General features: G+C 66.5%; 22 protein-coding genes. 16 read left to right on the top strand and 6 right to left on the bottom strand.

Annotation, left to right across the window (positions count from 1 at the left end; all coding sequences use genetic code 11):
* The 5 genes from E4487_RS22200 to E4487_RS22180 all read left to right on the top strand — a co-directional run bounded on the left by E4487_RS22200 (position 1) and on the right by E4487_RS22180 (position 3797).
* A complete protein-coding gene (locus E4487_RS22200; RefSeq protein WP_037052816.1) occupies positions 1-1131 on the top strand; it encodes a uroporphyrinogen-III C-methyltransferase in 1131 nt (376 codons plus the stop codon).
* On the top strand, positions 1128-2375 hold the full coding sequence (locus E4487_RS22195; protein ID WP_037052818.1) for a heme biosynthesis HemY N-terminal domain-containing protein: 1248 nt from the start codon (positions 1128-1130) through the stop codon (positions 2373-2375). Before E4487_RS22200 ends, E4487_RS22195 begins: the two co-directional genes overlap by 4 nt.
* 151 nt (positions 2376-2526) lie before the next feature.
* Complete coding sequence (locus E4487_RS22190; protein WP_037052820.1) at positions 2527-3018, top strand: disulfide bond formation protein B; 492 nt, start codon at positions 2527-2529, stop codon at positions 3016-3018.
* A 2-nt stretch (positions 3019-3020) separates the two neighbouring features.
* Complete coding sequence (locus E4487_RS22185) at positions 3021-3227, top strand: hypothetical protein (protein WP_134677865.1); 207 nt, start codon at positions 3021-3023, stop codon at positions 3225-3227.
* Between the two features lie 96 nt (positions 3228-3323).
* Positions 3324-3797 (top strand): Rsd/AlgQ family anti-sigma factor, encoded by a 474-nt coding sequence (locus tag E4487_RS22180; RefSeq protein WP_037052822.1) that lies wholly within the window; start codon positions 3324-3326, stop codon positions 3795-3797.
* Between the two features lie 48 nt (positions 3798-3845).
* Here the strand turns inward: E4487_RS22180 and E4487_RS22175 are convergent, their stop codons facing one another.
* Positions 3846-4493 carry an FKBP-type peptidyl-prolyl cis-trans isomerase gene (locus E4487_RS22175; RefSeq protein WP_150607549.1) on the bottom strand — a complete coding sequence of 216 codons (648 nt, stop codon included), beginning with the start codon at positions 4491-4493 and terminating at the stop codon, positions 3846-3848.
* Positions 4494-4677: 184 nt separating this feature from the next.
* Here E4487_RS22175 and E4487_RS22170 point away from each other — a divergent pair, with 184 nt between their 5' ends.
* Positions 4678-5673 carry an AlgP family protein gene (locus E4487_RS22170; RefSeq protein WP_175254416.1) on the top strand — a complete coding sequence of 332 codons (996 nt, stop codon included), beginning with the start codon at positions 4678-4680 and terminating at the stop codon, positions 5671-5673.
* On the opposite strand, the gene E4487_RS22165 is transcribed toward E4487_RS22170, so the two are convergent.
* Entirely contained in the window at positions 5670-6113 is a 444-nt protein-coding gene (locus E4487_RS22165) for a TIGR02444 family protein (protein WP_175254415.1), read from the bottom strand. The genes E4487_RS22170 and E4487_RS22165 overlap by 4 nt on opposite strands.
* A gap of 38 nt (positions 6114-6151) precedes the next feature.
* On the opposite strand from E4487_RS22165, the gene E4487_RS22160 reads away from it, so the two are divergent.
* The 6 genes from E4487_RS22160 to E4487_RS22135 all read left to right on the top strand — a co-directional run bounded on the left by E4487_RS22160 (position 6152) and on the right by E4487_RS22135 (position 12287).
* Positions 6152-8062 carry an ATP-binding cassette domain-containing protein gene (locus E4487_RS22160; RefSeq protein WP_175254414.1) on the top strand — a complete coding sequence of 637 codons (1911 nt, stop codon included), beginning with the start codon at positions 6152-6154 and terminating at the stop codon, positions 8060-8062.
* Positions 8062-8601, top strand: a complete 540-nt coding sequence (locus E4487_RS22155; protein WP_037052833.1) for a mechanosensitive ion channel family protein — start codon at positions 8062-8064, stop codon at positions 8599-8601. The genes E4487_RS22160 and E4487_RS22155 overlap by 1 nt, the downstream gene beginning before the upstream one ends.
* Before the next feature lie 75 nt (positions 8602-8676).
* Complete coding sequence (locus E4487_RS22150; RefSeq protein ID WP_037052835.1) at positions 8677-9309, top strand: LysE family transporter; 633 nt, start codon at positions 8677-8679, stop codon at positions 9307-9309.
* A gap of 128 nt (positions 9310-9437) precedes the next feature.
* Positions 9438-11327 carry a cytochrome c/FTR1 family iron permease gene (locus E4487_RS22145; RefSeq protein ID WP_175254413.1) on the top strand — a complete coding sequence of 630 codons (1890 nt, stop codon included), beginning with the start codon at positions 9438-9440 and terminating at the stop codon, positions 11325-11327.
* Between the two features lie 122 nt (positions 11328-11449).
* Positions 11450-11785, top strand: coding sequence for an enhanced serine sensitivity protein SseB C-terminal domain-containing protein (locus tag E4487_RS22140; protein ID WP_037052839.1), 336 nt, complete (start codon positions 11450-11452; stop codon positions 11783-11785).
* 52 nt (positions 11786-11837) lie between these two features.
* Positions 11838-12287 (top strand): YaiI/YqxD family protein, encoded by a 450-nt coding sequence (locus E4487_RS22135; protein ID WP_004373364.1) that lies wholly within the window; start codon positions 11838-11840, stop codon positions 12285-12287.
* Positions 12288-12330: 43 nt separating this feature from the next.
* Here E4487_RS22135 and E4487_RS22130 read toward each other — a convergent pair whose 3' ends face one another.
* Both E4487_RS22130 and elbB read right to left on the bottom strand, forming a co-directional pair.
* Positions 12331-12798 (bottom strand): thioesterase family protein, encoded by a 468-nt coding sequence (locus E4487_RS22130; protein ID WP_175254412.1) that lies wholly within the window; start codon positions 12796-12798, stop codon positions 12331-12333.
* Between the two features lie 118 nt (positions 12799-12916).
* Entirely contained in the window at positions 12917-13576 is a 660-nt protein-coding gene (elbB, locus tag E4487_RS22125) for an isoprenoid biosynthesis glyoxalase ElbB (protein WP_037052845.1), read from the bottom strand.
* Positions 13577-13750: 174 nt separating this feature from the next.
* Between elbB and E4487_RS22120 the strand changes: the two genes are divergently transcribed.
* Positions 13751-14995: a sterol desaturase family protein gene (locus E4487_RS22120; RefSeq protein ID WP_175254411.1), complete on the top strand. Its 1245-nt coding sequence runs from the start codon at positions 13751-13753 to the stop codon at positions 14993-14995.
* On the opposite strand, the gene E4487_RS22115 is transcribed toward E4487_RS22120, so the two are convergent.
* On the bottom strand, positions 14963-15517 hold the full coding sequence (locus tag E4487_RS22115; protein ID WP_037052851.1) for a DedA family protein: 555 nt from the start codon (positions 15515-15517) through the stop codon (positions 14963-14965). The genes E4487_RS22120 and E4487_RS22115 overlap by 33 nt on opposite strands.
* A 195-nt stretch (positions 15518-15712) precedes the next feature.
* Between E4487_RS22115 and hemB the strand changes: the two genes are divergently transcribed.
* The gene (gene hemB / locus E4487_RS22110) at positions 15713-16726 is read left to right on the top strand and encodes a porphobilinogen synthase (protein ID WP_037052854.1); all 1014 of its coding nucleotides are present in this window, start codon (positions 15713-15715) and stop codon (positions 16724-16726) included.
* Positions 16727-16745: 19 nt separating this feature from the next.
* Positions 16746-18932, top strand: coding sequence for a polyphosphate kinase 1 (ppk1, locus tag E4487_RS22105; protein ID WP_175254410.1), 2187 nt, complete (start codon positions 16746-16748; stop codon positions 18930-18932).
* Positions 18933-19017: 85 nt separating this feature from the next.
* Here ppk1 and E4487_RS22100 read toward each other — a convergent pair whose 3' ends face one another.
* The gene (locus E4487_RS22100) at positions 19018-19986 is read right to left on the bottom strand and encodes an AraC family transcriptional regulator (protein ID WP_175254409.1); all 969 of its coding nucleotides are present in this window, start codon (positions 19984-19986) and stop codon (positions 19018-19020) included.
* A 158-nt stretch (positions 19987-20144) separates the two neighbouring features.
* Between E4487_RS22100 and E4487_RS22095 the strand changes: the two genes are divergently transcribed.
* A complete protein-coding gene (locus E4487_RS22095) occupies positions 20145-22358 on the top strand; it encodes a TonB-dependent siderophore receptor (RefSeq protein ID WP_152487597.1) in 2214 nt (737 codons plus the stop codon).
* Positions 22359-22705 lie beyond the last annotated feature (347 nt).

Below are 22705 nucleotides of genomic sequence, written 5' to 3'. Positions count from 1 at the left end.
GTGAGCGAAGCATCCACCCCGAATACGCCAGAAGAAAAACCGGCCAGCGCAGCCGTGAACAGCACAGCCACTCCCCCCGCGAAGACCCCAGGCAAAGGCGGTGGCACCGGCCTCGCGGCCTTCGCCCTGCTGGTCGGCCTGGCTGGCGCCGGTGCCGGCGGCTGGAGCCTCTGGCAGCTGCAACAGATACAGGGCCGGGAACAGCAGCAATCCGCGGACCTGCAGCGCACCCGAGACGACAGCGCGAAGAAGGTCGACGAGCTCGCCCAGCGCCTCGACTCGCGCCTGTCGGCCCTGCCCAGCGCGGCCGAACTGGATGAGCGTCGCCGTCTTCTGGCCAATGTGCAGTCCGATCAGCAGCGCATGAGCCAGCGCCTGGAGTCGGTGCTCGACGGCACCCGGCAGGACTGGCGCCTGGACGAGGCCGAGCACCTGCTGCGCCTTGCCACCCTGCGTCTGTCCGCCCTGCAGGATGTCGCCAGCGCCGAAGCGCTGGTGCAGACCGCCGACGAGATTCTCCGCGATCAGGATGACCCCGCGGCCTTCGGTGCCCGCGAACAGCTCAGTCGCAGCCTGGAAGCCCTGCGTACCACCGAGCGCCCCGATCGTGTCGGCCTGTTCCTGCAGCTGGGCGCCCTGCGTGAGCAGGCGGCCACGCTCAACCCACTGGCGCCAAGCCTCGACGGGCAGGGCGACGTGCTCTCCGAACTGGCTGCCGAGAACGACGGCAGCGCCTGGTGGAGTGACTGGCTGAAAGACCTGTCGCAGTACTTCCGTATCGAGTTCGACGCGGACCGCAACGTGCGGCCACTGCTCTCGGGGCAAAGCCTGTCGCAGGTACGCCTGAGCCTCTCGCTGGCACTGGAGCAGGCGCAATGGGCGGCCCTGCATGGCCAGGCCGGCGTGTACCGGCAGTCGCTGAAGCAGGCAGAGGACATCCTTGACGCGCACTTCAACCTGGATAACCCCGACAGCCGCGCGCTGCGCCAGCGTTTCAGCGAACTGGCCGATGCCCGCGTCGAGGTCAAGGTGCCCGACCTGAGCGAGTCGCTCGACGCCCTGCAAGCCTACTTGCAGCGCAAGCACGCGCAGCGTCGGCAGGGGGCCGCAGCGGCCGGGGAGGCGCAATGAAACGCCTGATCTGGCTCCTGCTGTTGCTGGCCGTCGCGGTGGGGCTGTACCTGCTGAGTCTGGCCATCGAGGCCGACCGCGGCTACGTGCTGTTCGCCTACAAGGGGTTCCGCTACCAGTCCGGCCTGTGGGCGTTTCTCGGCCTGCTGCTGGCCGTGGTGCTGGTCTACTACCTGGGCAAATGGCTGCTGCGTCTGCTGCTCAGCTCGACGCGCCTGGCCAACCCCTGGTCGCGCCTGCATCGCAACCGGCGCGTACGCCTGGCTTCCGAGCAGGGCATGCTCGACCTGGCGGAGGGTCGCTGGGCGCGTGCGCAACGTCAGCTGACCCGCGCCGCCGAGGCCGACAGCCAGCCGCTGATGTTCTACCTCGGCGCCGCGCGAGCGGCGAACAAGCTCGGCCAGCACGAACAGAGCGATGCGCTGCTCGAGCAGGCCCTGAACCGGCAGCCGCAGGCCGAGCTGGCCATCGCCCTGACCCACGCCGAGCTGCAGCGCAGCCGTGGCGACATGGACGCTGCGCTGGACACGCTGCAGGCGATGCACGAGCGTCACCCGGGGCATCACCTGGTGTTGCGCCAGTTGCAGCGTCTGTACCTGCAGCGTCAGGACTGGTCGGCGCTGCTCGGTCTGCTGCCGGAGCTGCGCAAGGAGAAAGCCCTGCCGGCCGCCGAGCTGGATGAACTGGAGCGCGAAACCTGGCGCGGGCGCCTGGGCGAAGCCGGGCTTGCCGGGCAGGGGCAGGGCGAAACGGCGCTGCAACCGCTGACCCAGGCCTGGCAGCAGCTGTCTGCACCGTTGCGCCAGGAGCCTGAGCTGATTGCCGCCTACGTCGAGCAACTGCGTCGTCTCGGCGCTCAGGAAGAGGCCGAAGAAGTCCTGCGCAGTGCCCTCAAACGTGGCTACGACAGCCGTCTGGCGCGTTTCTATGGCGTGCTGCGTGGCGCTGATCCGGCGCGTCAGCTGCAGACGGCCGAACTCTGGCTCAAGCAGCATCCGCAGGATCCGGCCCTGCTGCTGACCCTGGGCCGGCTGTGTCTGCAGAACCAGCTCTGGGGCAAGGCCCGCGATTATTTCGAGAGCAGCCTGAAGCTGGAGCGGCACCCGGAAACCTGCGCCGAACTGGCGCGCCTGCTGGCACAACTGGGTGAGCTGGAGCGCAGCAATCAGCTGTTGCTGGAAAGTCTCGGCCTGTTGCATCAGGGCCTGCCGCCGCTGCCGCAACCGCAGGGGGCCAATGCCTGATCGGCTGCGGCCGATTGCCGCGGCAGGCGCGCCGCCCTGACGGAGGGGCGTTTCCGCGCGATGAATAGCCTGCCGCGTGTTGCCGGGCGCCTTGAAAGGCGCCCTCGCTTTCCTCTACCGTACTGCCCTCGATTTCCTTCCCGGAGCCACCATGCACTTGGCCAGTCCGCGTCCCCTGTTTTTCCTGGCATTCATCGGCTGCGTACTGCTGATGGCGGCTGCGCTCTATCTGGAACATGTCGTCGGCCTCGAGCCCTGCCCGATGTGCATCCTGCAACGTATCTGCGTGGTGCTGTTCGGTGTGGTCTGCCTGATCGCCTCGCTCCATGGTCCGGGCCGCCTGGGTCGGCGTGTCTATGCCGTGCTGGCGCTGCTGTTCGCCGTCGCCGGTGCCGCCACCGCAGGTCGGCAGATCTGGCTGCAGAGCGTGCCGGCCGACCAGCTCGAAGCCTGCCTGCCGAGCCTCGAGTTCATGATGGAAGCGCTGCCGCTGCAGGACATCGTGCGCCTGGTGTTCCAGGGCAGTGCCGATTGCGCCGAAGTGAACTGGACGCTGTTCGGCATGAGCATTCCCGAGTGGAGCCTGCTCGGCTTCATCGGCATGATCGGTTTCTGCCTGCTGCAGCTTCTGCGTCGCGATTGAGAATGCGTATTGCTGCAGGCCGCGAGGCCTGTGGCTTGCTGCTCAAACGCTCGTATGAAATTTCTCGTGGCAGTGCCTTGATGGTGTCTGCCCACGAGCATAATCTGGCTCGCACGCATCGTCGGAAAAACGCCATTCTGCGGTTGCCTTCCCAAGAACAAGCACCGATTGACAAAAAATCGTCGGGAATGATTTTCAACGTCGCGTAGCGACGCCCGAAGGGTGGCCGCCAGGGTCGCAGGTCATAAGAACGTCCCGGAGTGGACGTATAACAGGCCTTATCGATAAGGGAAGCGAGGTTCATCATGCTTGAGAGTTGTCGGAACGCACAGGAACGTTGGGGCGGGGTTCACCAGCTGATCGATCGCTGGCTGGGTGAGCGGCGCGAACTGGTGCAGGCCTACGCTGCCCTGACCAAGGCACCGCAGGCGCCGGCCATCAATGGTGAGTCTCTGCAGGGCTTCTGCGAGCTGCTGGTGGACTATGTGTCGGCAGGCCATTTCGAGGTCTACGAACAGCTGACCAGCGAGGCCAAGGCCTTCAACGATCAGCGCGGCCTGGAGCTGGCCAAGCGCATCTACCCGCGTCTCGAGGCGATCACCGCCGTGGCGCTGGCCTTCAATGATCGCTGTGACAACGGTGACTGCCGCGACAGCGCCTCGCTGGTGGCAGAGCTCGAGCGTCTGGGTCAGCTGCTGCATGAGCGCTTCGAGCTGGAAGACTGCCTGATCGAGGTGCTGCACACCGCCCACCAGGAACAGGCCGCCGAAGCGCTCTGAACCTCGGGTGCCGATAGCGCCCGGAGATTCCGGGCCGCACGTTGCCGCTCAGTCGGCGACGTCGAGCAGGCGCAGGTCGAACACCAGCGGCGCGTAGGGGGGGATCAGATCACCCGCACCTTCCTCGCCATAGGCCTGACTCGACGGAATCACCAGGCGCCAGTGCGCGCCCTTGGGCATCTGCAGCAGTGCGCTGCGCCAGCCGGCGATCAGGCTGTCCAGGCGAAACCACTGTGGCGTCTCACTCTCGTCGAAGACACTGCCGTCTGCCAGCGAACCGCGATAGCTCACCTGCACCCGGCTACGTGCCGAGGGCGTCGGGCCACTGCCGCTGCCCAGCTCGCTCACCAGCACGCCGTTCTCCAGCACCCGGGTGCCGGGGCGCTGGCGCTGCTCGGCGAGAAAGCGCTGTTCTGCTTCGATAGCCTTGGCATGGCGTTGCGGCGAGGCCGCGATGCGCGCTTCGTGCTCATCGAGCAGCTGTTCGATACGGGCGCTGTCCAGGCGCAGCGGCTTGCCGTCGTAGGCCTGGCGCAAACCCTCGACCAGCGCGTCCAGAGGCAGGTCCGGTACCTCTGCATGCAGTCGCTCGCCGAGCCTTGCTCCGAGGCTGTAGGCCAGGTCTTGCTGGTGCTGGTCGGCCTGTACGGTCAGGCTGCAGCAGAGCGCAAGGGTGGCGAGTGCGGCGCGGCGCATGGCGATGTCTCCGGATCAGGATGCGGGCTGGTGTGCATTTCCTGTGGCTCGCGCGGAGGCGACACAGGATCCCGGCGATTATGCCAGTGCCTGCGTGTATCTGCTGTGCTCGCCGAAAGGCCTATGGCGACGCCTCGCTCGTGCGTCTAGTATGGGCGGATCCACATCCGCCAGGAGGCGTGCCATGTCGGCCAAGAAGAAGTCCGTAACCACTCCGTTGCACCTGCTTCACCAGTTGTCTGCCAGTCTGCTCGAGCACCTGGAAAATGCCTGCTCGCAAGCACTGATCGATGCCGAGAAACTCCTCGCCAAGCTGGAGAAACAGCGCGGCAAGGCCCAGGAAAAACTGCACAAGGCGCGCAGCAAGCTGCAGGACGCCGCCGTCGCTGGAAAAGCCAAGGCTCAGGCCAAGGCCAAGGACGCGGTGGCCGAGCTGGAAGAGCTGCTCGACTCGCTCAAGACCCGGCAGAGCGAAACCCGCAACTACATCGGCCAGCTCAAGCGTGACGCTCAGGAGAGCCTGAAACTGGCCCAGGGCGTAGGCAAGGTGAAAGAAGCCGCGGGCAAGGCGCTCGACGTGCGCGACGCCAAGGCTGCCGCGCCGGCCGCCAAGCCGGCCAGCAAACCGGCGGCGGCGAAGAAACCCGCTGTTGCCAAGGCACCGGTGAAGAAGGCTCCGGCCAAAGCGGCTGCCGCCAAACCGGTGAGCAAGCCCGTTGCCAAGCCTGCGGCAGCCAGCAAGCCGGCAGCGAAACCTGCAGCGGCCAGCAAGCCAGCGGCCAAGCCCACCGCTCGCAAGCCTGCAGCAGCCAAGCCGGCAGCGCCGAAAGCGGCTGCCAAGCCCGCTGCAGCCAAGCCCGCCGCCAAACCGGCTGCCAAACCGGCTGCCAAGCCGCTCGCAGCCAAGGCCCCGGCCAAGCCTGCCGCGGCCAGCAAACCGGCGGCAGCCAAGCCAGCAGCCAAGCCCGCCGCAGCGAAACCGGCCGCCAAACCAGCAGCAGCCAAGCCCGTCAGCAAGCCTGCGGTCGCGAAGAAGCCGGCAGCTGCCAAGGCGCCCGTGAAGAAGGCTCCGGCCAAGCCGGCCGCCGCCAAGCCCGCAGCGCCGACGGCACCCGTTGCGCCCGCCGCTCCAGCGGCGAGCACTGGGGCCAGTGCCGCAGAGACGCCGAGCGCGTCCTAAGGCTGAGCCATAGCGCCGCGCAGCACATGCAGCGCGGCGCTGTCCTGCCTTCCCAGGTGCGTCAGCCAGTCATGGTCGCCGGCTTCGCTCGGCCAGGGTTCGGCAAGTGCCTGCAAGCGCTCGAGCAGCACGCGCTCGCTGTGCAATTCCAGTTGCTTGACCTGTTCGCGCAAGCTCGCCAGCGCTGTATCCTGGCCGGCGGCGCTGCGCCAGTCGCGGCGTAGCTGGCGCAAGGGCGAGACCACCTCGCATTGCCAGGGCTCCGCCACGTCCCGCAGGGCACAAAGGCGTTCATCCAGGCAGCGCACGCCACGGCTTTGCAGCCAGGCACCAGTCAGGAGCAGGCAGACATCGCAGCCTGCCTCCTGCAACTCCAGGCAGGCGTGTTCCACGCCGGGTCTGGCGTAGAGTTCAAGCGCGAAATTCCACAGATCCTGCACGCGGCCTCCGGGGCGATTTGGTAGACTCCGCGGCCATTATGATCCGACTCCAGAGCCTCACTCTACAGCGCGGTCCGCAACGCCTTCTCGAAGGTGCGGAACTGACCCTGCACGCCGGCCAGAAGGTCGGTCTGATCGGTGCCAATGGCGCCGGCAAGTCCAGCCTGTTCGCGCTGCTGCGCGGCGAACTCGGCCCCGATGCCGGGGACTGCCGCTTGCCCGCCGACTGGCGCATCGCCCACATGCGCCAGGAGGTCGACAACCTCGAACGCCTGGCGGTGGACTACGTGCTCGATGGCGACCTGCACCTGCGGGCGATCCAGGCCGAACTGGCGCGTGCCGAGCAGGCGCATGACGGCGCCGCCATCGCCCGTCTGCACACCGAACTGGACAACGCCCAGGGCTACACCGCCGATGCTCGCGCCCGCAAGCTGCTGGCGGGGCTGGGTTTCACCGGCGAGCAGATGGACAAGCGCGTCGGCGACTTTTCCGGCGGCTGGCGCATGCGCCTGAACCTGGCCCAGGCGCTGATGTGCCCGTCCGAGTTGCTGCTGCTCGACGAGCCGACCAACCACCTCGACCTCGATGCCATCCTCTGGCTGGAGGAGTGGCTCAAGGGCTACCCGGGCACCCTGCTGCTGATCTCTCACGACCGCGATTTCCTCGATGCCGTGGTCGATCACGTGGCGCACCTGGAGCAGCAGAAGCTGACCCTCTACCGGGGCGGCTACTCGGCCTTCGAACGCACCCGTGCCGAACGTCTGGCCCAGCAGCAGCAGGCGTACGAGAAGCAGCAGACGCAGCGTGCGCACATGGAAGACTTCATCCGTCGCTTCAAGGCCAAGGCCAGCAAGGCGCGCCAGGCACAGAGCCGCATCAAGGCGCTGGAGCGCCTGGAAGAACTGGCACCGGCGCATGTCGACTCGCCCTTCGACTTCGCCTTCCGCGAGGCGGACAAGGTGTCCAGCCCGCTGCTCAACCTGTCCGAGGTGCGCCTGGGTTATGGCGACAAGGTGGTGCTGGAGAAGGTCAAGCTGAGCCTGGCGCCCGGTGCGCGCATCGGCCTGCTCGGCCCCAATGGCGCGGGCAAGTCGACCCTGATCAAGACCCTGGCCGGTGATCTCGCCGTGCTCGGCGGTGAGCTGGCGCGTGGCGAGAACCTGGCCATCGGTTACTTCGCCCAGCACCAGCTCGATTCGCTGGATGCCAAGGCCAGCCCGCTGCTGCACCTGCAGCGCATCGCCCCGGGCGAGCGCGAGCAGAGCCTGCGCGATTTCCTCGGCGGTTTCGACTTCCGTGGCGAGCGTTGCGACGAAGTGGTGATCAATTTCTCCGGTGGCGAGAAGGCGCGCCTGGCCCTGGCGCTGATCGCCTGGCAGAAGCCCAACCTGCTGTTGCTCGACGAACCGACCAACCACCTCGACCTGGAAATGCGCCTGGCGCTGACCATGGCCCTGCAGGACTTCGCCGGTGCTGTCCTGGTGGTGTCCCACGATCGTCACCTGCTGAAGAGCACCACCGACGAGTTCCTGCTGGTGGCCGACGGGCGCATTCAGCCCTTCGAGGGCGATCTCGACGACTACGCGCGCTGGCTGGTCGACTTCCGCGCGCGCCAGTTGCCAGTGGGGGCACCGCTGGCAGGCGGCGAGAAGACCGACAAGCGCGCCCAGCGCCAGGCCGCCGCCGCGTTGCGCCAGCAACTGGCGCCGCACAAGAAGCAGGCCGACAAGCTCGAGCAGGAGCTGGGCAAGGTGCAGGGGCAGCTTGCCGGGGTGGAGCAGCAACTGGGCGATAGCACGCTGTACGAAGCGGCGCGCAAGGACGAGTTGCGCGAGCGCCTGGCCGAGCAGGCCCGGCTCAAGGCCCGCGAGGCGGAGCTGGAAGAGGCCTGGTTGCTGGCGCTGGAAACCCTGGAGGCCCTGCAACAGCAACTGGAGGAGGCGGAGTGATGGAGCAGCTGGAACTGCTGATGGCGTGGCGCGAGCCCTTGCTGCGTGCCGGTCAGGTGTTGCTGATCATCCTGCTGGCCTGGCTCGCCCAGCGCATTCTGACCCGCGCCATCAGCCGTCTCGGCGCACGCTACAGCCTGCTGCCGCCGGAGGTGTTGCAGCCCCTGCGAGGCCTGGTGCGCTGGGTGATCATGGGCAGTGCCCTGCTTATGGTGCTGGAGCGCCTGGGCGTGTCGGCGACGGTACTGTGGACGGCGCTGACCGGCTTCACCGCCGTTGCCGCAGTGGCCTTCTTCGCCATCTGGAGCGTGCTGTCGAACATGTTCTGCGCACTGCTGATCTTCACCATGGGCCCGTTTCGCATGGGCGACACCGTGGAGGTCATCGAGAGCGCCGACAAGCCGGGCGTCAAGGGCCGGGTCATCGCCATCAACCTGTTCTACACCACCCTGCAGGACCTCAGCGAGGATGCCGCCGGTGCCCTGTTGCAGGTGCCCAACAGCCTGTTCTTCCAGAAGTCGGTGCGCCGCTGGCGCTGACCCGCTGGTCTGGGCGCTGGCGCAGGAGTAGGCTGTAGCCCCTTCTCCTGATTTCAGCTTTTCGAGGTACGCATCATGGCACTGGAAACCTGGCTCGCCTTCTTCGTTGCCTGCTGGGTGATCAGCCTGTCGCCAGGTGCCGGCGCCGTGGCCTCGATGTCCGCTGGCCTGCAGTATGGCTTCTGGCGTGGCTACTGGAACGCGCTGGGCCTGCAGCTCGGCCTGGCGATGCAGATCGCCATCGTCGCCGCCGGGGTCGGTGCCATTCTGGCCGCCTCAGCCCTGGCCTTCAGCGTGATCAAATGGTTCGGCGTCGCCTACCTGGTGTTCCTCGCCTACAAGCAATGGGTGGCCCTGCCCAGTGACCTGGATAGCGGCGCCGTCGAGCGGCCGATTGGCCGGCCGCTGACCCTGGTGCTGCGTGGTTTCCTGGTCAACGCCAGCAATCCCAAGGCCATCGTCTTCATGCTGGCGGTGCTGCCGCAGTTCCTCGACCCGCATGCGCCGCTGCTGGCCCAGTACCTGATCATGGGCGCGACCATGATCGTGGTCGACCTGATCGTCATGGCCGGTTACACCGGCCTGGCCTCGCGCGTGCTGCGCGCGCTGCGTACGCCCCGCCAGCAGCGGGTGATGAATCGCAGCTTCGCCGCCCTGTTCGCCGCAGCGGCGGGCCTGCTGGCCACGGTCAAGCGCGCGGCCGTCTGAAGCCCATGCCCGGCCGCCTGCGGGCGGCCACTCGGCGGGTTGTTACCAAATATTTCATATTTTCCTTGTCTGCGCAGGGCAGGCCGGCAACAATTTAATGCCATCCATTCGCGTTTCGGAATGCATTGATGAGTCGTTATCGTTCCCTGTTCTCCTGGCTGATGCTGCCGCTGCTGGCACTCGGCAGCCTCGCTGCCCTGGCCGAGCCACTCGATGGCGCCGCCCAGGCCCTGCACATGCTCGGCTACATTGGCGCCGACTACCCGGCCACGGTGGCCGACGGCCAGGTGGTCGACGCGGGCGAGTACCGCGAGCAGCTGGAATTCATCGGGGTCCTGCAGGGGCTGGTGGTCGCACTGCCGGCCAAGGCCGAACGCGCTGAACTGGAACAGGGCATCGCTGCGCTGAAGCACGCCGTCGAGCAGCGTCAGCCCGGTGCAGACGTTGCGCATCAGGCGCGTCAGCTCAGTGCCCGCCTGGCCGAGCTGTATCAGGTGGCGCAGACTCCGGCCATCACCCCCGACCCCGAGCGCGGTGCGCCGCTGTACGCGCAGCATTGCTCGGTCTGCCACGGCGATGCCGGCGCCGGCGACGGCCCGGCGGGCATCGGCCTGGAGCCGCCACCGGCCAATCTGCGCGATGCCGCGCGGCTGGACCGGCTGAGCCTCTACGACCTCTACAACACGCTCGGCCTGGGCATCGAGGGCACCGACATGCCGGCCTTCGCCGATCAGCTCGATGATCGCCAGCGCTGGGACCTGGCCAGCTATATCGCCGGCTTCAGCGCCGCTCCGGCGCAGGGTGGCGCGCAGTTCCGCATGGCCGACCTGGCCGGACGCACGCCTGCGGAGATCGTCGCGGAGGGGGGCGATGGCGCCGCGTTCCGCGCCCAGCGTGCTCATCCGACCGTGGAGAAGCGCGGCCCGCAGCAGCTGATCGGGCATACTCGCAGTACCCTGGAGCGCAGCCTGCAGGCCTACCGCGATGGCCATGTCGAACAGGCCTACGACCTCTCGGTGGGTGCCTACCTGGAGGGTTTCGAGCTGGTCGAGAGCGCGCTGGACAACCTCGATGCGGTGCAGCGCAAGACCACCGAGAGGGCGCTGATGGCCTACCGCCAGGCGGTTCAGGACGGCGCCAGTGTCGCCCAGGCCGCCCAGGCGCTGGAGCTGGCCAAGGTCGAACTGGACAAGTCGGCCGCCTTGCTCGAGGGCGGTGCGATGAACGCCTCGCTGAGCTTCTTCTCCAGCATGCTGATCCTGCTGCGTGAAGGCCTGGAAGCGATTCTGGTGCTGGCGGCGATCCTCGCCTTCCTCAACAACACCGGTCAGCAGCAGGCCGCGCGCAGCGTGCACGTCGGCTGGGGCCTGGCCCTGCTCGCCGGCGTCGCGACCTGGGCGGTGGCTGCCTACGTCATCGACGTCAGTGGCGCCCAGCGCGAACTGCTCGAAGGGGCGACCGCACTGTTCGCCAGCGTGGTGCTGCTGTGGGTCGGCGTGTGGATGCACGACCGTCGTCACGCCGCCGCATGGCAGGACTACATCAAGAGCAGCCTGGTCGGTGGCGGTGGCCGTTTCGGCTTCGCCGTGCTGGCGTTCTTCTCGGTGTACCGCGAGCTGTTCGAAGTCATCCTGTTCTACGAAACCCTCTGGCTGCAGGCCGGCCCGGCCGGACATGGCGCCGTGCTGGCCGGCGCCGGTGCCGCCCTGGTGGTGCTGCTCGGCCTGGCCTGGGTGATTCTGCGCGGTTCGCGCAAGCTGCCACTGGCGACCTTCTTCGGCGTCAACGCGGTGCTGCTGTGCATTCTCTCCGTGGTGTTCGCCGGCCATGGCGTGGCGGCGCTGCAGGAGGCCGGGGTGCTGGGCACGCGCCCGGTGGCGTTCTTCGAGTTCGACTGGCTGGGCATTCACCCCGATGCCTGGAGCCTCTCGGCACAAGCGCTGGCGCTGGCCGGCATCGCCCTGCTGTATGGGCGCAGCCTGCTCGGCGAGCGTCGGCGCACGGCCGAGCAGGCCTGAACGGACGCGGCGTGAACGAGGGCGGCTTTGCTCGCCCTCTTTGCCTCATAGCGTGAACCGCTGCCACGACAGCGAGTCTCAGTGCACCTAGGCTGGTTCCAATTCCTTTGCCGAGTGCACGCATGTCCTCCTCGATCCATTCCACCCATTACGCCGACAGCCCGGATCTGGCGCTGGCCGCGCTGCGTCATCCCCCGCTGGAACAGGCGCTGTCCGCTGCCTGTGCCCAGCTCGCCGTGCGCGAAGCCTTCCTGGCGGCGTTGCGCGATCCGGCCATCGGCCCGCAGCCGCGCCTGCTGCTGGCGGTGTCCGGTGCCGATATCCGTGGCCAGCGGCGCCTGGCGGCGCTGGTCGCCGAGTTGCTGCCGGACGAGGTCGAACTGGATCTGATCGAACTGGCGGACGACAACCTGTCGCGTGCCGTGCGCGAACGCTGCGAGCCGTTCTACAACACCTGAGCCGCCCGCCTGCTGGCATACTGGGCGCAGTTTTCTCTGCGGAAGTTGCTGCATGCGTGTATGGATCGACGCCGACGCCTGCCCTCGGGCGGCGCGGGATCAGGTGGTCAAGTTCGCCCTCAAGCGAGGCTTCGAGGTGGTGCTGGTGGCCGGCCAGGCCGTCGCCCGGCCGAATTTCGCCTGCGTGAAACTGATCGTGGTGCCCAGTGGCCCGGACGCGGCCGACGATCATCTGGTCGAGCACGCGGTGCCTGGCGAACTGGTGATCTGCAGCGACGTGCCCCTGGCCGACCGCCTGGTGAAGAAGGGCGTCGCGGCACTCGACCCGCGTGGCCGAGAGTTCGACGAGCGCAACATGGGCGAGCGCCTGGCGGTGCGCAACCTGTTCACCGACCTGCGCGAACAGGGCCAGGTCGGCGGTGGCCAGGCACCCTACTCGGAGAAGGACCGCCAGGCGTTCGCCAATGCGCTGGATCGGATTCTCACGCGCTTGAGCCGCTAGTCGTCACGGATTGCCCCCGGCTACGAGCCAGGGTTCTCCTGGCCTAGCCGCACAGATAGGTGCCGGTGCCCACTGCCACCAGTACGCCTTCGTCGTTGTGCAGCTCCATGCGGATCACCGCGACCTTGTTGCCGGCGCGCAGCGGCGTGGCGGTGGCGTTGAAGCGCTGGCCACGGCCAGGGCGCAGGTAGTCGATGCGCAGGTCGATGGTGCCGAGCTTGGACAGCTTGCTCATGCGTTCGGCAGCTGGCAGGTGCTGGTGGTTGGCGGAGGCGCCGATCAATGCCATGGCGCCGCCGCAGACGTCGAGCAGGGACGAGATCACCCCGCCATGCAGGATGCCGTGGACGAAGTTGCCGATCAGCTCGGGCTTCATCGGCAGGTGCATGGTGACCCGCTCGGGGCTCAGCTCATCCAGCTCGATGCCGAGCACCTGGTTGAAGGGGATGCGTTGAAAGAAACTGGCGACCGCCTGCTGCAGGGCGGCGTCGAGGACGAAGGGCTGGGACATGGGGCGCTCCATGAAGACATGCCGCCACGCTGCCGCAGCCCGATGGACTTGAACAGCGCGGCGGCCAGACTGCCCTGGCCTATGACCGAAGCGCCCTGCGATGGGCGCTCGCCGGCCCTCAGTGGTGGGCCAGCTCCAGCACCCGGTCGACCATCTTGTTGATGCCCGAGGCCGCTTCGGCGATGGACTGGGCGAGCATGTAGGCCGGGGTGGTCACCAGCTTGCGCTGGCGGTCCTCGATGATCTCGCTGACCTCGCACTCATGGTGCTCGGCGCCCATCTGGGTGAGGGCGGCGGCGGTGTCGTGGTCGGTGCCGATGGTGCAGGCCACGCCGGCGCCGAAGATCTTGGCCGCCAGCGCCGGGGCGATGCACATCATGCCGACCGGCTTGCCGGCATCGGCGAACGCCTTGCACGCGGCCAGCACGTCCGGCTGCACGCTGCAGCCCGCACCACTGGTGGCGAAGTCGGACAGGTTCTTCGCCACACCGAAGCCGCCCGGCATGATCAGCGCATCGAAGTCCGCCGCGTGCAGCGCCCTGACGTCCTTGATCTGGCCACGGGCGATGCGTGCGGACTCCACCAGCACGTTGCGCGTCTCGTTCATCTCGTCGCCGCTGTAGTGATCCACCACGTGCAACTGCGCCACGTCGGGGGCGAAGCACTGCACCTCGGCGCCGCGCTGGTCGAGGCGCAACAGGGTGATCACGCTTTCATGGATCTCGGCACCGTCGTAGACGCCACAGCCGGACAGAATCACAGCCACTTTCTTGTTCATGCTCGACTCCTGGTGAGGAAAACACGCCCGCAGCGCGGACGTGGGTGTTGGCAATCGTTGGTCTGTCGCCATATGCCGCTTGGACTGTCATCTGCCGCCGCGAAGCCTGGCGAGGCTGCGCATAGGATGAACATCAGCCCAATCCCGGCACAAGTACAACGCTATGGCGCAGTCATGAATTACGTTCTCTATGCAGTGCCCTTCTTCTTCCTGCTGATCGGCCTGGAACTGCTCGCCGACCGCTGGCGCGGCATGCGCACCTACCGCCTGGCCGACGCCCTGAACAGCCTCAGCGCCGGCGTGCTGTCGCAGGCCACCGGCCTGCTGACCAAGGTGGTGGGCCTGCTGACTTACACCTTCGCCTGGGAGCACCTGGCGTTGTTCGAACTATCCGCAAGCAGCCTCTGGGTGTGGGTGGGCGCCTTCGTCTTCTATGACTTCTGCTACTACTGGAACCACCGCCTGGGCCATGAGCGCAACGTGCTCTGGGCCGCGCATGCGGTGCACCATCAAAGTGAAGACTACAATCTCTCCACGGCGTTACGGCAGACCAGCACCGGTTTCATCTTCGGCTGGATCTTCTACCTGCCGATGGCCATCGCCGGTGTGCCGCCGCTGGTGTTTCTCACGGTGGCGGCGCTGAACCTGCTCTATCAGTTCTGGGTGCACACCCGGCACATTCCCAAGCTGGGCTGGTTCGAGTGGCTGTTCATCACGCCCTCCAACCATCGGGTGCACCATGCACAGAATCCTATCTACATGGATCGCAATTACGGCGGTGTGTTCATCGTCTGGGATCGAATTTTCGGCACCTTCCAGGAAGAGCTGGATGAGGAGCCGGTGATCTTCGGCGTCACCGTACCGCTCGCCAGCTGGAACCCGCTGTGGGCCAACCTGCAGGTCTATGCCGGGTTGTGGAACGATGCGCGGCGGGCCGCCTCCTGGTGGGATCGGCTGCGCATCTGGTTCATGCCCACCGGCTGGCGCCCGGCCGATGTGGCGGCGCGCTATCCGCAGGCCAAGCCGGACCTGGGCAACTTCCGCAAGTTCGACGTCGCCCTGGGGCGCGGTGCGCAATGCTATGCCCTGCTGCAGTTCGTCTGTTACCTGCTGGCCGGTGTCTGGCTGCTCGCGCAAGGTGAGTCGCTGGCCCTGGCGGCGCTGCTGCTGGCCTGCCTGTGGGTCGCCCTGGGCCTGTGCAGCATCGGCCTGTGGCTGGAGAATCGCCCTGGCGCCGCCAGGCTCGAGTACCTGCGCCTGCTGCTCAACGTCCCGGCCTTGTGGCTGGCGGGTGCGCTGGGTGCGCTGAGCCTGGATGGCGGCGCCTGGGGCTGGCTTGTCGCCTACAGCCTGGCCAGCCTGCTGGGTATCTGGCTGGCGCGTGGCTCAGCCGCGCCGGCGCTGACTCCACCGGTATAGCCAGGCGAACGCAAGCAGCAGCACCACGCCGGCGAGCAGCAGGATCTGGTAGTGGCGCAGCTCGTCGAGCAGGCCGCCCATGGCGTTGCCCAGGCTGTAGGCCAGCAGGCTGATGCCTCCGGCCCAGACGCCGGCGCCGATGGCGTCGAGCAGCAGGTAGCGCGGCCATGAATAGCCGGACAGGCCGATGGTCAGCGGCATCACCGTGCGCAGGCCGTAGAGGAAGCGAAAGCACAGTACCCACAGATCCGGGTAGCGCCTGATCAGCCCGCTGGCGCGCTCGCCCAGCGGTTGCCAGCGCGGCTTGCGCGCCAGCAGGGCGCGGCCGTGGCGACGGCCGAGGTAGTACCACAGCTGGTCGCTGGCGAAGGTGCCGAGAAAGGCGCACAGCGCCACCCATTCGATCTGCAGCACGTCGCGCACGGCCATGTAGGCGGCCAGCAGCAGCGACACCTCGCCTTCGAGGAAGGTACCGAGAATCAGGGCCGGATAACCGAACTGGCGGATCAGCTCTTGGAGCATGTGCTGCGCTCGTGGATCATGGGGGGTGAAGACTACTCCGACCGCGAAAGGCCCGGAAGGTGGCAGGCCGTGCCACAATGTGCGACTGCCTGTGCGACGCGCAGTCGCACGAAGTAATGCGACCGTCATCATTTGGTCATAATGGTCGCTTATAACCGTCACACTGGCCCGTTCTTGCGGGCTCTGGAGTCTGCCGTGAGCGTTACCCCCGCCAACCGCCTGTTCCCCGCCACCCGCCTGCGCCGCAACCGTCGCGACGATTTCTCCCGTCGGCTGGTACGCGAGAACCGCCTGAGCGTCGATGACCTGATCCTGCCGGTATTCATTCTCGACGGCGAGAACCGTCGCGAGGCGATCGCGTCGATGCCGGGCGTCGAGCGCCTGTCGATCGATCAGCTGCTGGTCGAGGCCGAACGCTGGGTGGAGCTGGGTATTCCGCTGATCGACCTGTTCCCGTACATCCCGACCGAGCGCAAGTCGCTCGACGCCGCCGAGGCGTGGAACCCGGACGGGCTGATCCAGCGCGCCATCCGCGCGCTGCGCGAGCGCTTCCCGGAGCTCGGGGTGATGACCGACGTCGCGCTGGACCCCTACACCACGCACGGCCAGGACGGCATCATCGATGACGATGGCTACGTGCTCAACGACATCACCATCGACGCGCTGGTCCGTCAGTCGCTGTCGCACGCCGAGGCCGGCGCGCACATCATCTCGCCGTCGGACATGATGGACGGCCGGGTGCAGGCGATCCGCGAGGCGCTGGAGCTGGGCGATCACGTCAACACCCGCATCATGGCCTACTCGGCCAAGTACGCCAGCGCCTACTACGGGCCGTTCCGCGATGCCATCGGCTCGTCCGGCAACCTGGGCAAGGGCAACAAGTTCACCTACCAGATGGACCCGGCCAATGGTGACGAGGCGCTGCATGAAGTCGCCGCCGACCTCGCCGAGGGCGCCGACATGGTCATGGTCAAGCCGGGTATGCCGTACCTGGATGTGCTGTGGCGCGTGAAGGACACCTTCAAGGTGCCGACCTTCGTCTACCAGGTCAGCGGTGAGTACGCCATGCACATGGCGGCGATCCAGAACGGCTGGCTGACCGAGGCAGCGATGATGGAGTCGCTCACCGCATTCAAACGCGCCGGTGCCGATGGCATCCTCACCTATTTCGCCGTACGTGCGGCAGAACTGCTAAAACAGGGGCAATGACGCCCCCAGGAACCCAGCGATGAACACCGAAGGACTCACCAGCGAAGCGCTCGAAGGCTCCCAGCCGCAACCCCAGGTCGAGGTGGTGGCTGAGCAACCGGTGGTGGAAACACCGCCACCGCCGCCCCCCAGCCTGGATGACAGCAGCCTGTACATCCACCGTGAACTGTCCCAGTTGCAGTTCAATATCCGCGTGCTGGAGCAGGCCCTGGATGAGTCCTATCCCTTGCTGGAACGCCTGAAGTTCCTGCTGATCTTCTCCAGCAACCTCGACGAGTTCTTCGAGATTCGCGTCGCCGGCCTGAAAAAGCAGATCAACTTCGCCCGCGAACAGGCCGGCGCCGACGGCCTGCAGCCGCATCAGGCGCTGTCGCGCATCAGCGAGCTGGTGCACGAGCAGGTCGAGCGTCAGTACGCGATCCTCAACGACACGCTGTTTCCGGCCCTGGCCAAGCAAGGCATCAACTTCATTCGTCGGCGCTACTGGACGGCCAAGCTCAAGACCTGGGTACGCCGCTATTTCCGCGACGAGATCGCGCCGATCATCACGCCCATCGGGCTCGACCCGACGCACCCCTTCCCGCTGCTGGTGAACAAGAGCCTGAACTTCATCGTCGAGCTGGAGGGCGTCGATGCCTTCGGTCGCGATTCCGGTCTGGCCATCATCCCGGCGCCACGCCTGCTGCCACGGATCATCCGCGTGCCGGAAGAGGTCGGTGGCCCCGGCGACAACTACGTGTTCCTCTCGTCGATGATCCACGCCCATGCCGACGACCTGTTCCAGGGCATGAAGGTCAAGGGCTGCTACCAGTTCCGCCTGACCCGTAACGCCGACCTGTCGGTGGACACCGAGGACGTCGAAGATCTGGCCCGCGCCCTGCGCGGCGAGCTGTTCAGCCGTCGTTACGGCGATGCGGTGCGCCTGGAGGTGGTCGACACCTGCCCGAAACACCTGCGCGATCACCTGCTCAAGCAGTTCGGCCTGACCGAGGGCGAGCTGTACCAGGTCAACGGCCCGGTCAACCTGACGCGCCTGTTCAGCATCACCGGCCTGGATAACCACCCGGACCTGCAGTACGCACCGTTCACCCCGGTGATCCCCAAGCCGCTGCAGAACTCGGAGAACATCTTCAACGTGGTCAGCAAGCAGGACATCCTCCTGCTGCACCCGTTCGAGTCCTTCACCCCGGTGGTCGACCTGCTGCGCCAGGCCGCCAAGGACCCGCACGTGCTGGCCATCAAGCAGACGCTGTACCGCTCCGGCGCCAATTCGGAGATCGTCGACGCACTGGTCGAGGCGGCGCGCAACGGCAAGGAAGTCACGGCGGTGATCGAGCTGCGTGCGCGTTTCGACGAAGAGTCCAACCTGCAGCTCGCCAGCCGTCTGCAGGCCGCTGGCGCGGTGGTGATCTACGGGGTGGTCGGCTTCAAGACCCACTCCAAGATGATGCTGATCCTGCGTCGCGAGAACGGCGAGATTCGTCGCTATGCGCACCTGGGTACCGGCAACTACCATGCCGGCAACGCTCGTCTGTACACCGACTACAGCCTGCTGACCGCCGACGTGGCGCTCGGCGAGGACGTCTCCAAGCTGTTCAGTCAGCTGATCGGCATGGGCAAGACCCTGCGCATGAAGAAGCTGCTGCACGCGCCCTTCACCCTGAAGAAGACCCTGCTCGACCTGATTGCCAAGGAAACCGCGGCGGCGGCCGAGGGCAAGCCGGCGCACATCATCGCCAAGTTCAACTCGCTGACCGATCCGAAGGTCATCCGCGCGCTGTACAAGGCCAGCCAGACCGGGGTGAAGATCGACCTGGTGGTGCGTGGCATGTGCTGCCTGCGTCCGGGCGTGCCGGGCGTGTCGCACAACATCCAGGTGCGCTCGATCATCGGTCGCTTCCTCGAACACACCCGCGTGTACTACTTCCTCAACGGCGGCGACGAGCTGATCTACCTGTCCAGTGCCGACTGGATGGAGCGCAACCTCGACAAGCGCGTGGAGACCTGCTTCCCGGTCGAGGGCAAGAAGCTCATCACCCGGGTCAAGAAGGAGCTGGAAAGCTACCTGACCGACAACACCCAGGCCTGGGTGCTGCAGTCCGACGGTCGCTACGTGCGCCAGCAGCCCACCGGCAACCAGAACCCGCGCAATGCGCAGGCCGGCCTGCTGGAAAAGCTCACCGCCCCCGTGATCAGCGCCCGGTAACAGCGGCTGCGCGCAACACCCTCTCCCGCTTGCGGGAGGGGCGTAGGCCTCTCGCCCGCGCCGGGCGCGGCTTGGCGGGTGATCGCTACAGTCGCGCGCGGACCTGCTTGGGGCTGATGCCGAAGGCGCGCTTGAACGCCGTGGAGAAGTTGGCGGCGCTGCCGTAGCCGGCGATCCAGGCCGCCTGACTGACGCTCACCCCTTGCTGTTCCAGCGCTTCACGCGCCTGCTGCAGCTTGCGCTGGCGCTGATACTCGAACAGCGACGTACCCTTGGCTGCCTGGAACTGCCGTTGCAGGGTGCTGGCGCAGCAACCTACCTCCTGGGCGATGTCTTCCAGTGACCAGCCATCGGCCGTGCCGCTGTGCAGCAGTTCCAGGGTGCGGCGAATGCGTTGATGCTCGTGCGGACGCAGGTTGCTCGGTGCACTGGCCGACTGCCCTGTCAGCAGGCTCAGGGCCTCGCCGGCGATCTCCAGGGCGCGGCTTTCCAGGTACAGGTTCTCCAGCAGGTGATTGCCGCACCCCGGGTGGAGCACCTGCTCGGCCAGGGTCAGCAGGCGTGCCGAGGGTTGCCAGCGCAGCACGTTGAGCGGCCGATAGTCCCCCTGCAGCAAGGCCTTGAGCTCCGCCTGGGCCTCGAAACCGCTCGCTTCGAACCATTCCGGGGTCAGGCTGACCGACACCTTGCGGATGTGCTGGCCACGGCGCGCGCGGCGGGCGAACAGCATCGGTTCGTTGAGGGCAATGGTCACTCCCTCGCAGCCCGTGCGCGGGGTGCCGAAGGTGAATGGCTTGCCGTCGTAGCTGACCTCGCTGCGCCCCTGCAGGAAGAGGATGAAGTTCAGGTGCGGACGGGCCTCGGCCTGGGTGGCGAAGTCCTGCAGTTCCAGGCAGTCGGAGCAGTGCAGCGACAGCCCGCTGCGCAGACGGCGCCAGCTCAGGTGGCCCTGGAACAGGCGGTCGGCACGGCTCTCGCCACCGACCAGGCGGATGGCGTCACCGGACAACTGGGCCAGCTCTCCGGCGCGGACGATGGGGGTACTGCTGGTCATCGGGGCACCTCTGCGTGCTTCTGGCGCAAAGAACAAATCTCGGCGCGCAAACCTCTTGCTGCAAACAGGGTGGCAGACTACGCCTCGCCATTTATTGATGCAAATCATTCGCATTAGTTGTTGTGCCGCCCGATTGGGTGGCACGCCGGGGAGGGGTTATGTACCTGCAATCGTGTCGTGAACACTCGTTCAATCCATTGGCCATCGCCGTGCTGCTGGCGCTGCCAGGGTTCGCCATGGCCGCCGAAGAGCCGCTTGAGCTGCAGCCTACCGAGGTGCTCGGTACGGCCCAGGAAGAACTCAAGCAGGCGCTCGGGGTGTCGGTGATCACCGCCGAGGACATCCAGAAGGCGCCGCCGATGAACGATGTCGCCGAGATCATCCGCAAGCAGCCGGGGGTCAACCTGACCGGCAACAGCGGTTCGGGTGCGCGCGGCAACAATCGGCAGATCGATATCCGTGGCATGGGCCCGGAGAACACCCTGATCCTGATCGACGGCAAGCCGGTCAGCTCGCGCAATGCCGTGCGTTATGGCTGGCGCGGTGACCGCGACACGCGCGGCGACACCAACTGGGTGCCGGCCGAGCAGATCGAGCGCATCGAAGTGCTGCGTGGCCCCGCCGCCGCGCGCTATGGCAGCGGCGCCGCCGGTGGCGTGGTCAACATCATCACCAAGAAGGCCGGCCTGGAGCACCACGGCAACCTCAGCCTGTACGCCAACATGCCCGAGCACAGCGAGGAGGGCGCCACCCGCCGCCTCAACTTCGGGCTCAGCGGCCCGTTGACCGATACCCTCTCGTATCGCGTGTACGGCAACCTGAACAAGACCGATTCTGACGACGAGGACATCAACGAAGGCCGTGCCGTCAGCGCCTCCAATGCTGCCCTGGCCGGTCGTGAAGGGGTGCGCAACCGTGACGTGGACGGCACCCTGACCTGGCGCCTCGACGAGTCGCAGACCCTCGAGCTGCAGGCCGGCTTCAGTCGCCAGGGCAACATCTACACCGGCGACAGCATGAACAACCTGTCCAGCAGTGCCGTGGTCGACAACTACCGCAGCGCCTGGATCGGCCGCGAAACCAACCGCATGTACCGCAACACCTACGGCGTCACGCACCACGGCGACTGGGATTTCGGTACCACGATGAACTACCTGCAGTACGAGCGCACGCGCAACAACCGGCTCAAGGAAGGCCTGGCCGGTGGGCCGGAGGGGGCGATCTACAGTGACCAGTTCGGCACCATCGAGCTGGAGAGCCTGACCGCGCACAGTGAAGTGAGCCTGCCGATCTCGGCCGTGTTCGAGCAGGTGGTGACGCTGGGGGCGGAGTGGAACGAGCAGCGCATGGAAGATGGCGTCTCCGATCTCGCCGCGATCCAGAGCGTCGGTTACCCGACTCGCTTCGATGGCGACATCGCCATGCGCACCGCATCGCTGTTCGTCGAGGACAACATCGAGTTGCGTCCCGGCACCGTTCTCACGCCCGGATTGCGTTACGACCACAACAGCCTGAGCGGCGGCAACTGGAGCCCGTCGCTCAACCTGTCGCATCGCCTGGACGACCACTTCACCCTCAAGGCCGGTATCGCACGGGCCTACAAGGTGCCCAACCTGTACCAGAGCAACGCGTCCTACGCGCTGTACAGCAACGGCCTTGGCTGCTGGGACTTCGTCACAGGCGGGCCGGGCTGCTTCCTGGTGGGTAACGAGAATCTCGAAGCGGAAACCAGCGTCAACAAGGAGCTGGGCATCGAGTTCGAATCCGCCGACTACCATGCCAGCCTGACCTGGTTCCGCAACGATTACCGCGACAAGGTCGAAGCGGGCCGTACACCGGTGGGTTCGGTCAACTTCACCCAGGGCAGCAGCACGCGCGTGGCCAACGTGTTCCAGTGGACCAACATTCCGCGTGCGGTGGTCGAAGGCTTCGAGGGCAACCTGAAGATGCCGCTGGCCAGCAGCCTGAGCTGGAACACCAACTTCACCTGGATGCTGCAATCGAAGAACAAGGAGACCGGCGAGCCGTTGTCGATCATCCCCGAGTTCACCGTCAACTCCACCCTCGACTGGCAGGTGACCGACCCGCTGTCGCTGCAGACCACGGTGACCTGGTACGGCCGGCAGACGCCGGGCAAGTACGACTACCAGGGCAACGTGCTGAGTGGCGATGCACGGCGGGAGATCGCCCCCTATGCGCTGGTCGGGGTCGGCGGCACCTATGCCATCGACAAGAACTGGAGCATCGGCGCGGGCGTCAGCAACCTGTTCGACAAGCGCCTGTACCGCGAGGGCAACAGCCGCGAGGCCGGCGCATACACCTACAACGAGCCGGGGCGCACCTTCTACGCCAGCCTCAGCACCAACTTCTGACAGCCTTGCCCAATGGTGGATGAAAAGAGCGTCATCCACCCTACGGTTGCAACACGTGGTCTCACGTAGGGTGGACGACGCTTCACCCGTCCACCGTTCGGTATACGCGGTGGTGGATGAAAAGAGCGTCATCCCCCCACGGCTGCAGCACGCGGTCTCACGTAGGGTGGACGACGCTTCACCCGTCCACCGTTTGCTGTACGCGATGGTGGATGAGAAGAGGCGTCATCCCCCCTACGGTTGCAACATGTGGTCTCACGTAGGGTGGACGACGCTTCACCCGTCCACCGTTTGCTGTACGCGATGGTGGATGAGAAGAGCGTCATCCACCCTACGGTTGCAACACG

This window comes from Pseudomonas sp. BMW13, assembly GCF_013357275.1.
Lineage (GTDB): Bacteria > Pseudomonadota > Gammaproteobacteria > Pseudomonadales > Pseudomonadaceae > Aquipseudomonas > Aquipseudomonas khazarica.
Note: the sequence above shows the minus strand (reverse complement) of the source record. Positions and strands in the feature narration are given on the sequence as shown.

What these genes read in the sequence shown, in the direction of transcription:
- E4487_RS22175 (WP_150607549.1), bottom strand. Translation starts at nt 4,493, where the DNA reads ATGCGCCGCGCCGCACTCGCCACCCTTGCGCTCTGCTGCAGCCTGACC.
- E4487_RS22150 (WP_037052835.1), top strand. Translation starts at nt 8,677, where the DNA reads ATGGCACTGGAAACCTGGCTCGCCTTCTTCGTTGCCTGCTGGGTGATC.
- E4487_RS22140 (WP_037052839.1), top strand. Translation starts at nt 11,450, where the DNA reads ATGTCCTCCTCGATCCATTCCACCCATTACGCCGACAGCCCGGATCTG.
- elbB (WP_037052845.1), bottom strand. Translation starts at nt 13,576, where the DNA reads ATGAACAAGAAAGTGGCTGTGATTCTGTCCGGCTGTGGCGTCTACGAC.
- E4487_RS22180 (WP_037052822.1), top strand. Translation starts at nt 3,324, where the DNA reads ATGCTTGAGAGTTGTCGGAACGCACAGGAACGTTGGGGCGGGGTTCAC.
- E4487_RS22155 (WP_037052833.1), top strand. Translation starts at nt 8,062, where the DNA reads ATGGAGCAGCTGGAACTGCTGATGGCGTGGCGCGAGCCCTTGCTGCGT.
- ppk1 (WP_175254410.1), top strand. Translation starts at nt 16,746, where the DNA reads ATGAACACCGAAGGACTCACCAGCGAAGCGCTCGAAGGCTCCCAGCCG.
- E4487_RS22130 (WP_175254412.1), bottom strand. Translation starts at nt 12,798, where the DNA reads ATGTCCCAGCCCTTCGTCCTCGACGCCGCCCTGCAGCAGGCGGTCGCC.
- E4487_RS22145 (WP_175254413.1), top strand. Translation starts at nt 9,438, where the DNA reads ATGAGTCGTTATCGTTCCCTGTTCTCCTGGCTGATGCTGCCGCTGCTG.
- E4487_RS22120 (WP_175254411.1), top strand. Translation starts at nt 13,751, where the DNA reads ATGAATTACGTTCTCTATGCAGTGCCCTTCTTCTTCCTGCTGATCGGC.
- E4487_RS22195 (WP_037052818.1), top strand. Translation starts at nt 1,128, where the DNA reads ATGAAACGCCTGATCTGGCTCCTGCTGTTGCTGGCCGTCGCGGTGGGG.
- E4487_RS22185 (WP_134677865.1), top strand. Translation starts at nt 3,021, where the DNA reads ATGCGTATTGCTGCAGGCCGCGAGGCCTGTGGCTTGCTGCTCAAACGC.
- E4487_RS22160 (WP_175254414.1), top strand. Translation starts at nt 6,152, where the DNA reads ATGATCCGACTCCAGAGCCTCACTCTACAGCGCGGTCCGCAACGCCTT.
- E4487_RS22095 (WP_152487597.1), top strand. Translation starts at nt 20,145, where the DNA reads ATGTACCTGCAATCGTGTCGTGAACACTCGTTCAATCCATTGGCCATC.
- E4487_RS22190 (WP_037052820.1), top strand. Translation starts at nt 2,527, where the DNA reads ATGCACTTGGCCAGTCCGCGTCCCCTGTTTTTCCTGGCATTCATCGGC.
- E4487_RS22100 (WP_175254409.1), bottom strand. Translation starts at nt 19,986, where the DNA reads ATGACCAGCAGTACCCCCATCGTCCGCGCCGGAGAGCTGGCCCAGTTG.
- E4487_RS22170 (WP_175254416.1), top strand. Translation starts at nt 4,678, where the DNA reads ATGTCGGCCAAGAAGAAGTCCGTAACCACTCCGTTGCACCTGCTTCAC.
- E4487_RS22115 (WP_037052851.1), bottom strand. Translation starts at nt 15,517, where the DNA reads ATGCTCCAAGAGCTGATCCGCCAGTTCGGTTATCCGGCCCTGATTCTC.
- E4487_RS22135 (WP_004373364.1), top strand. Translation starts at nt 11,838, where the DNA reads ATGCGTGTATGGATCGACGCCGACGCCTGCCCTCGGGCGGCGCGGGAT.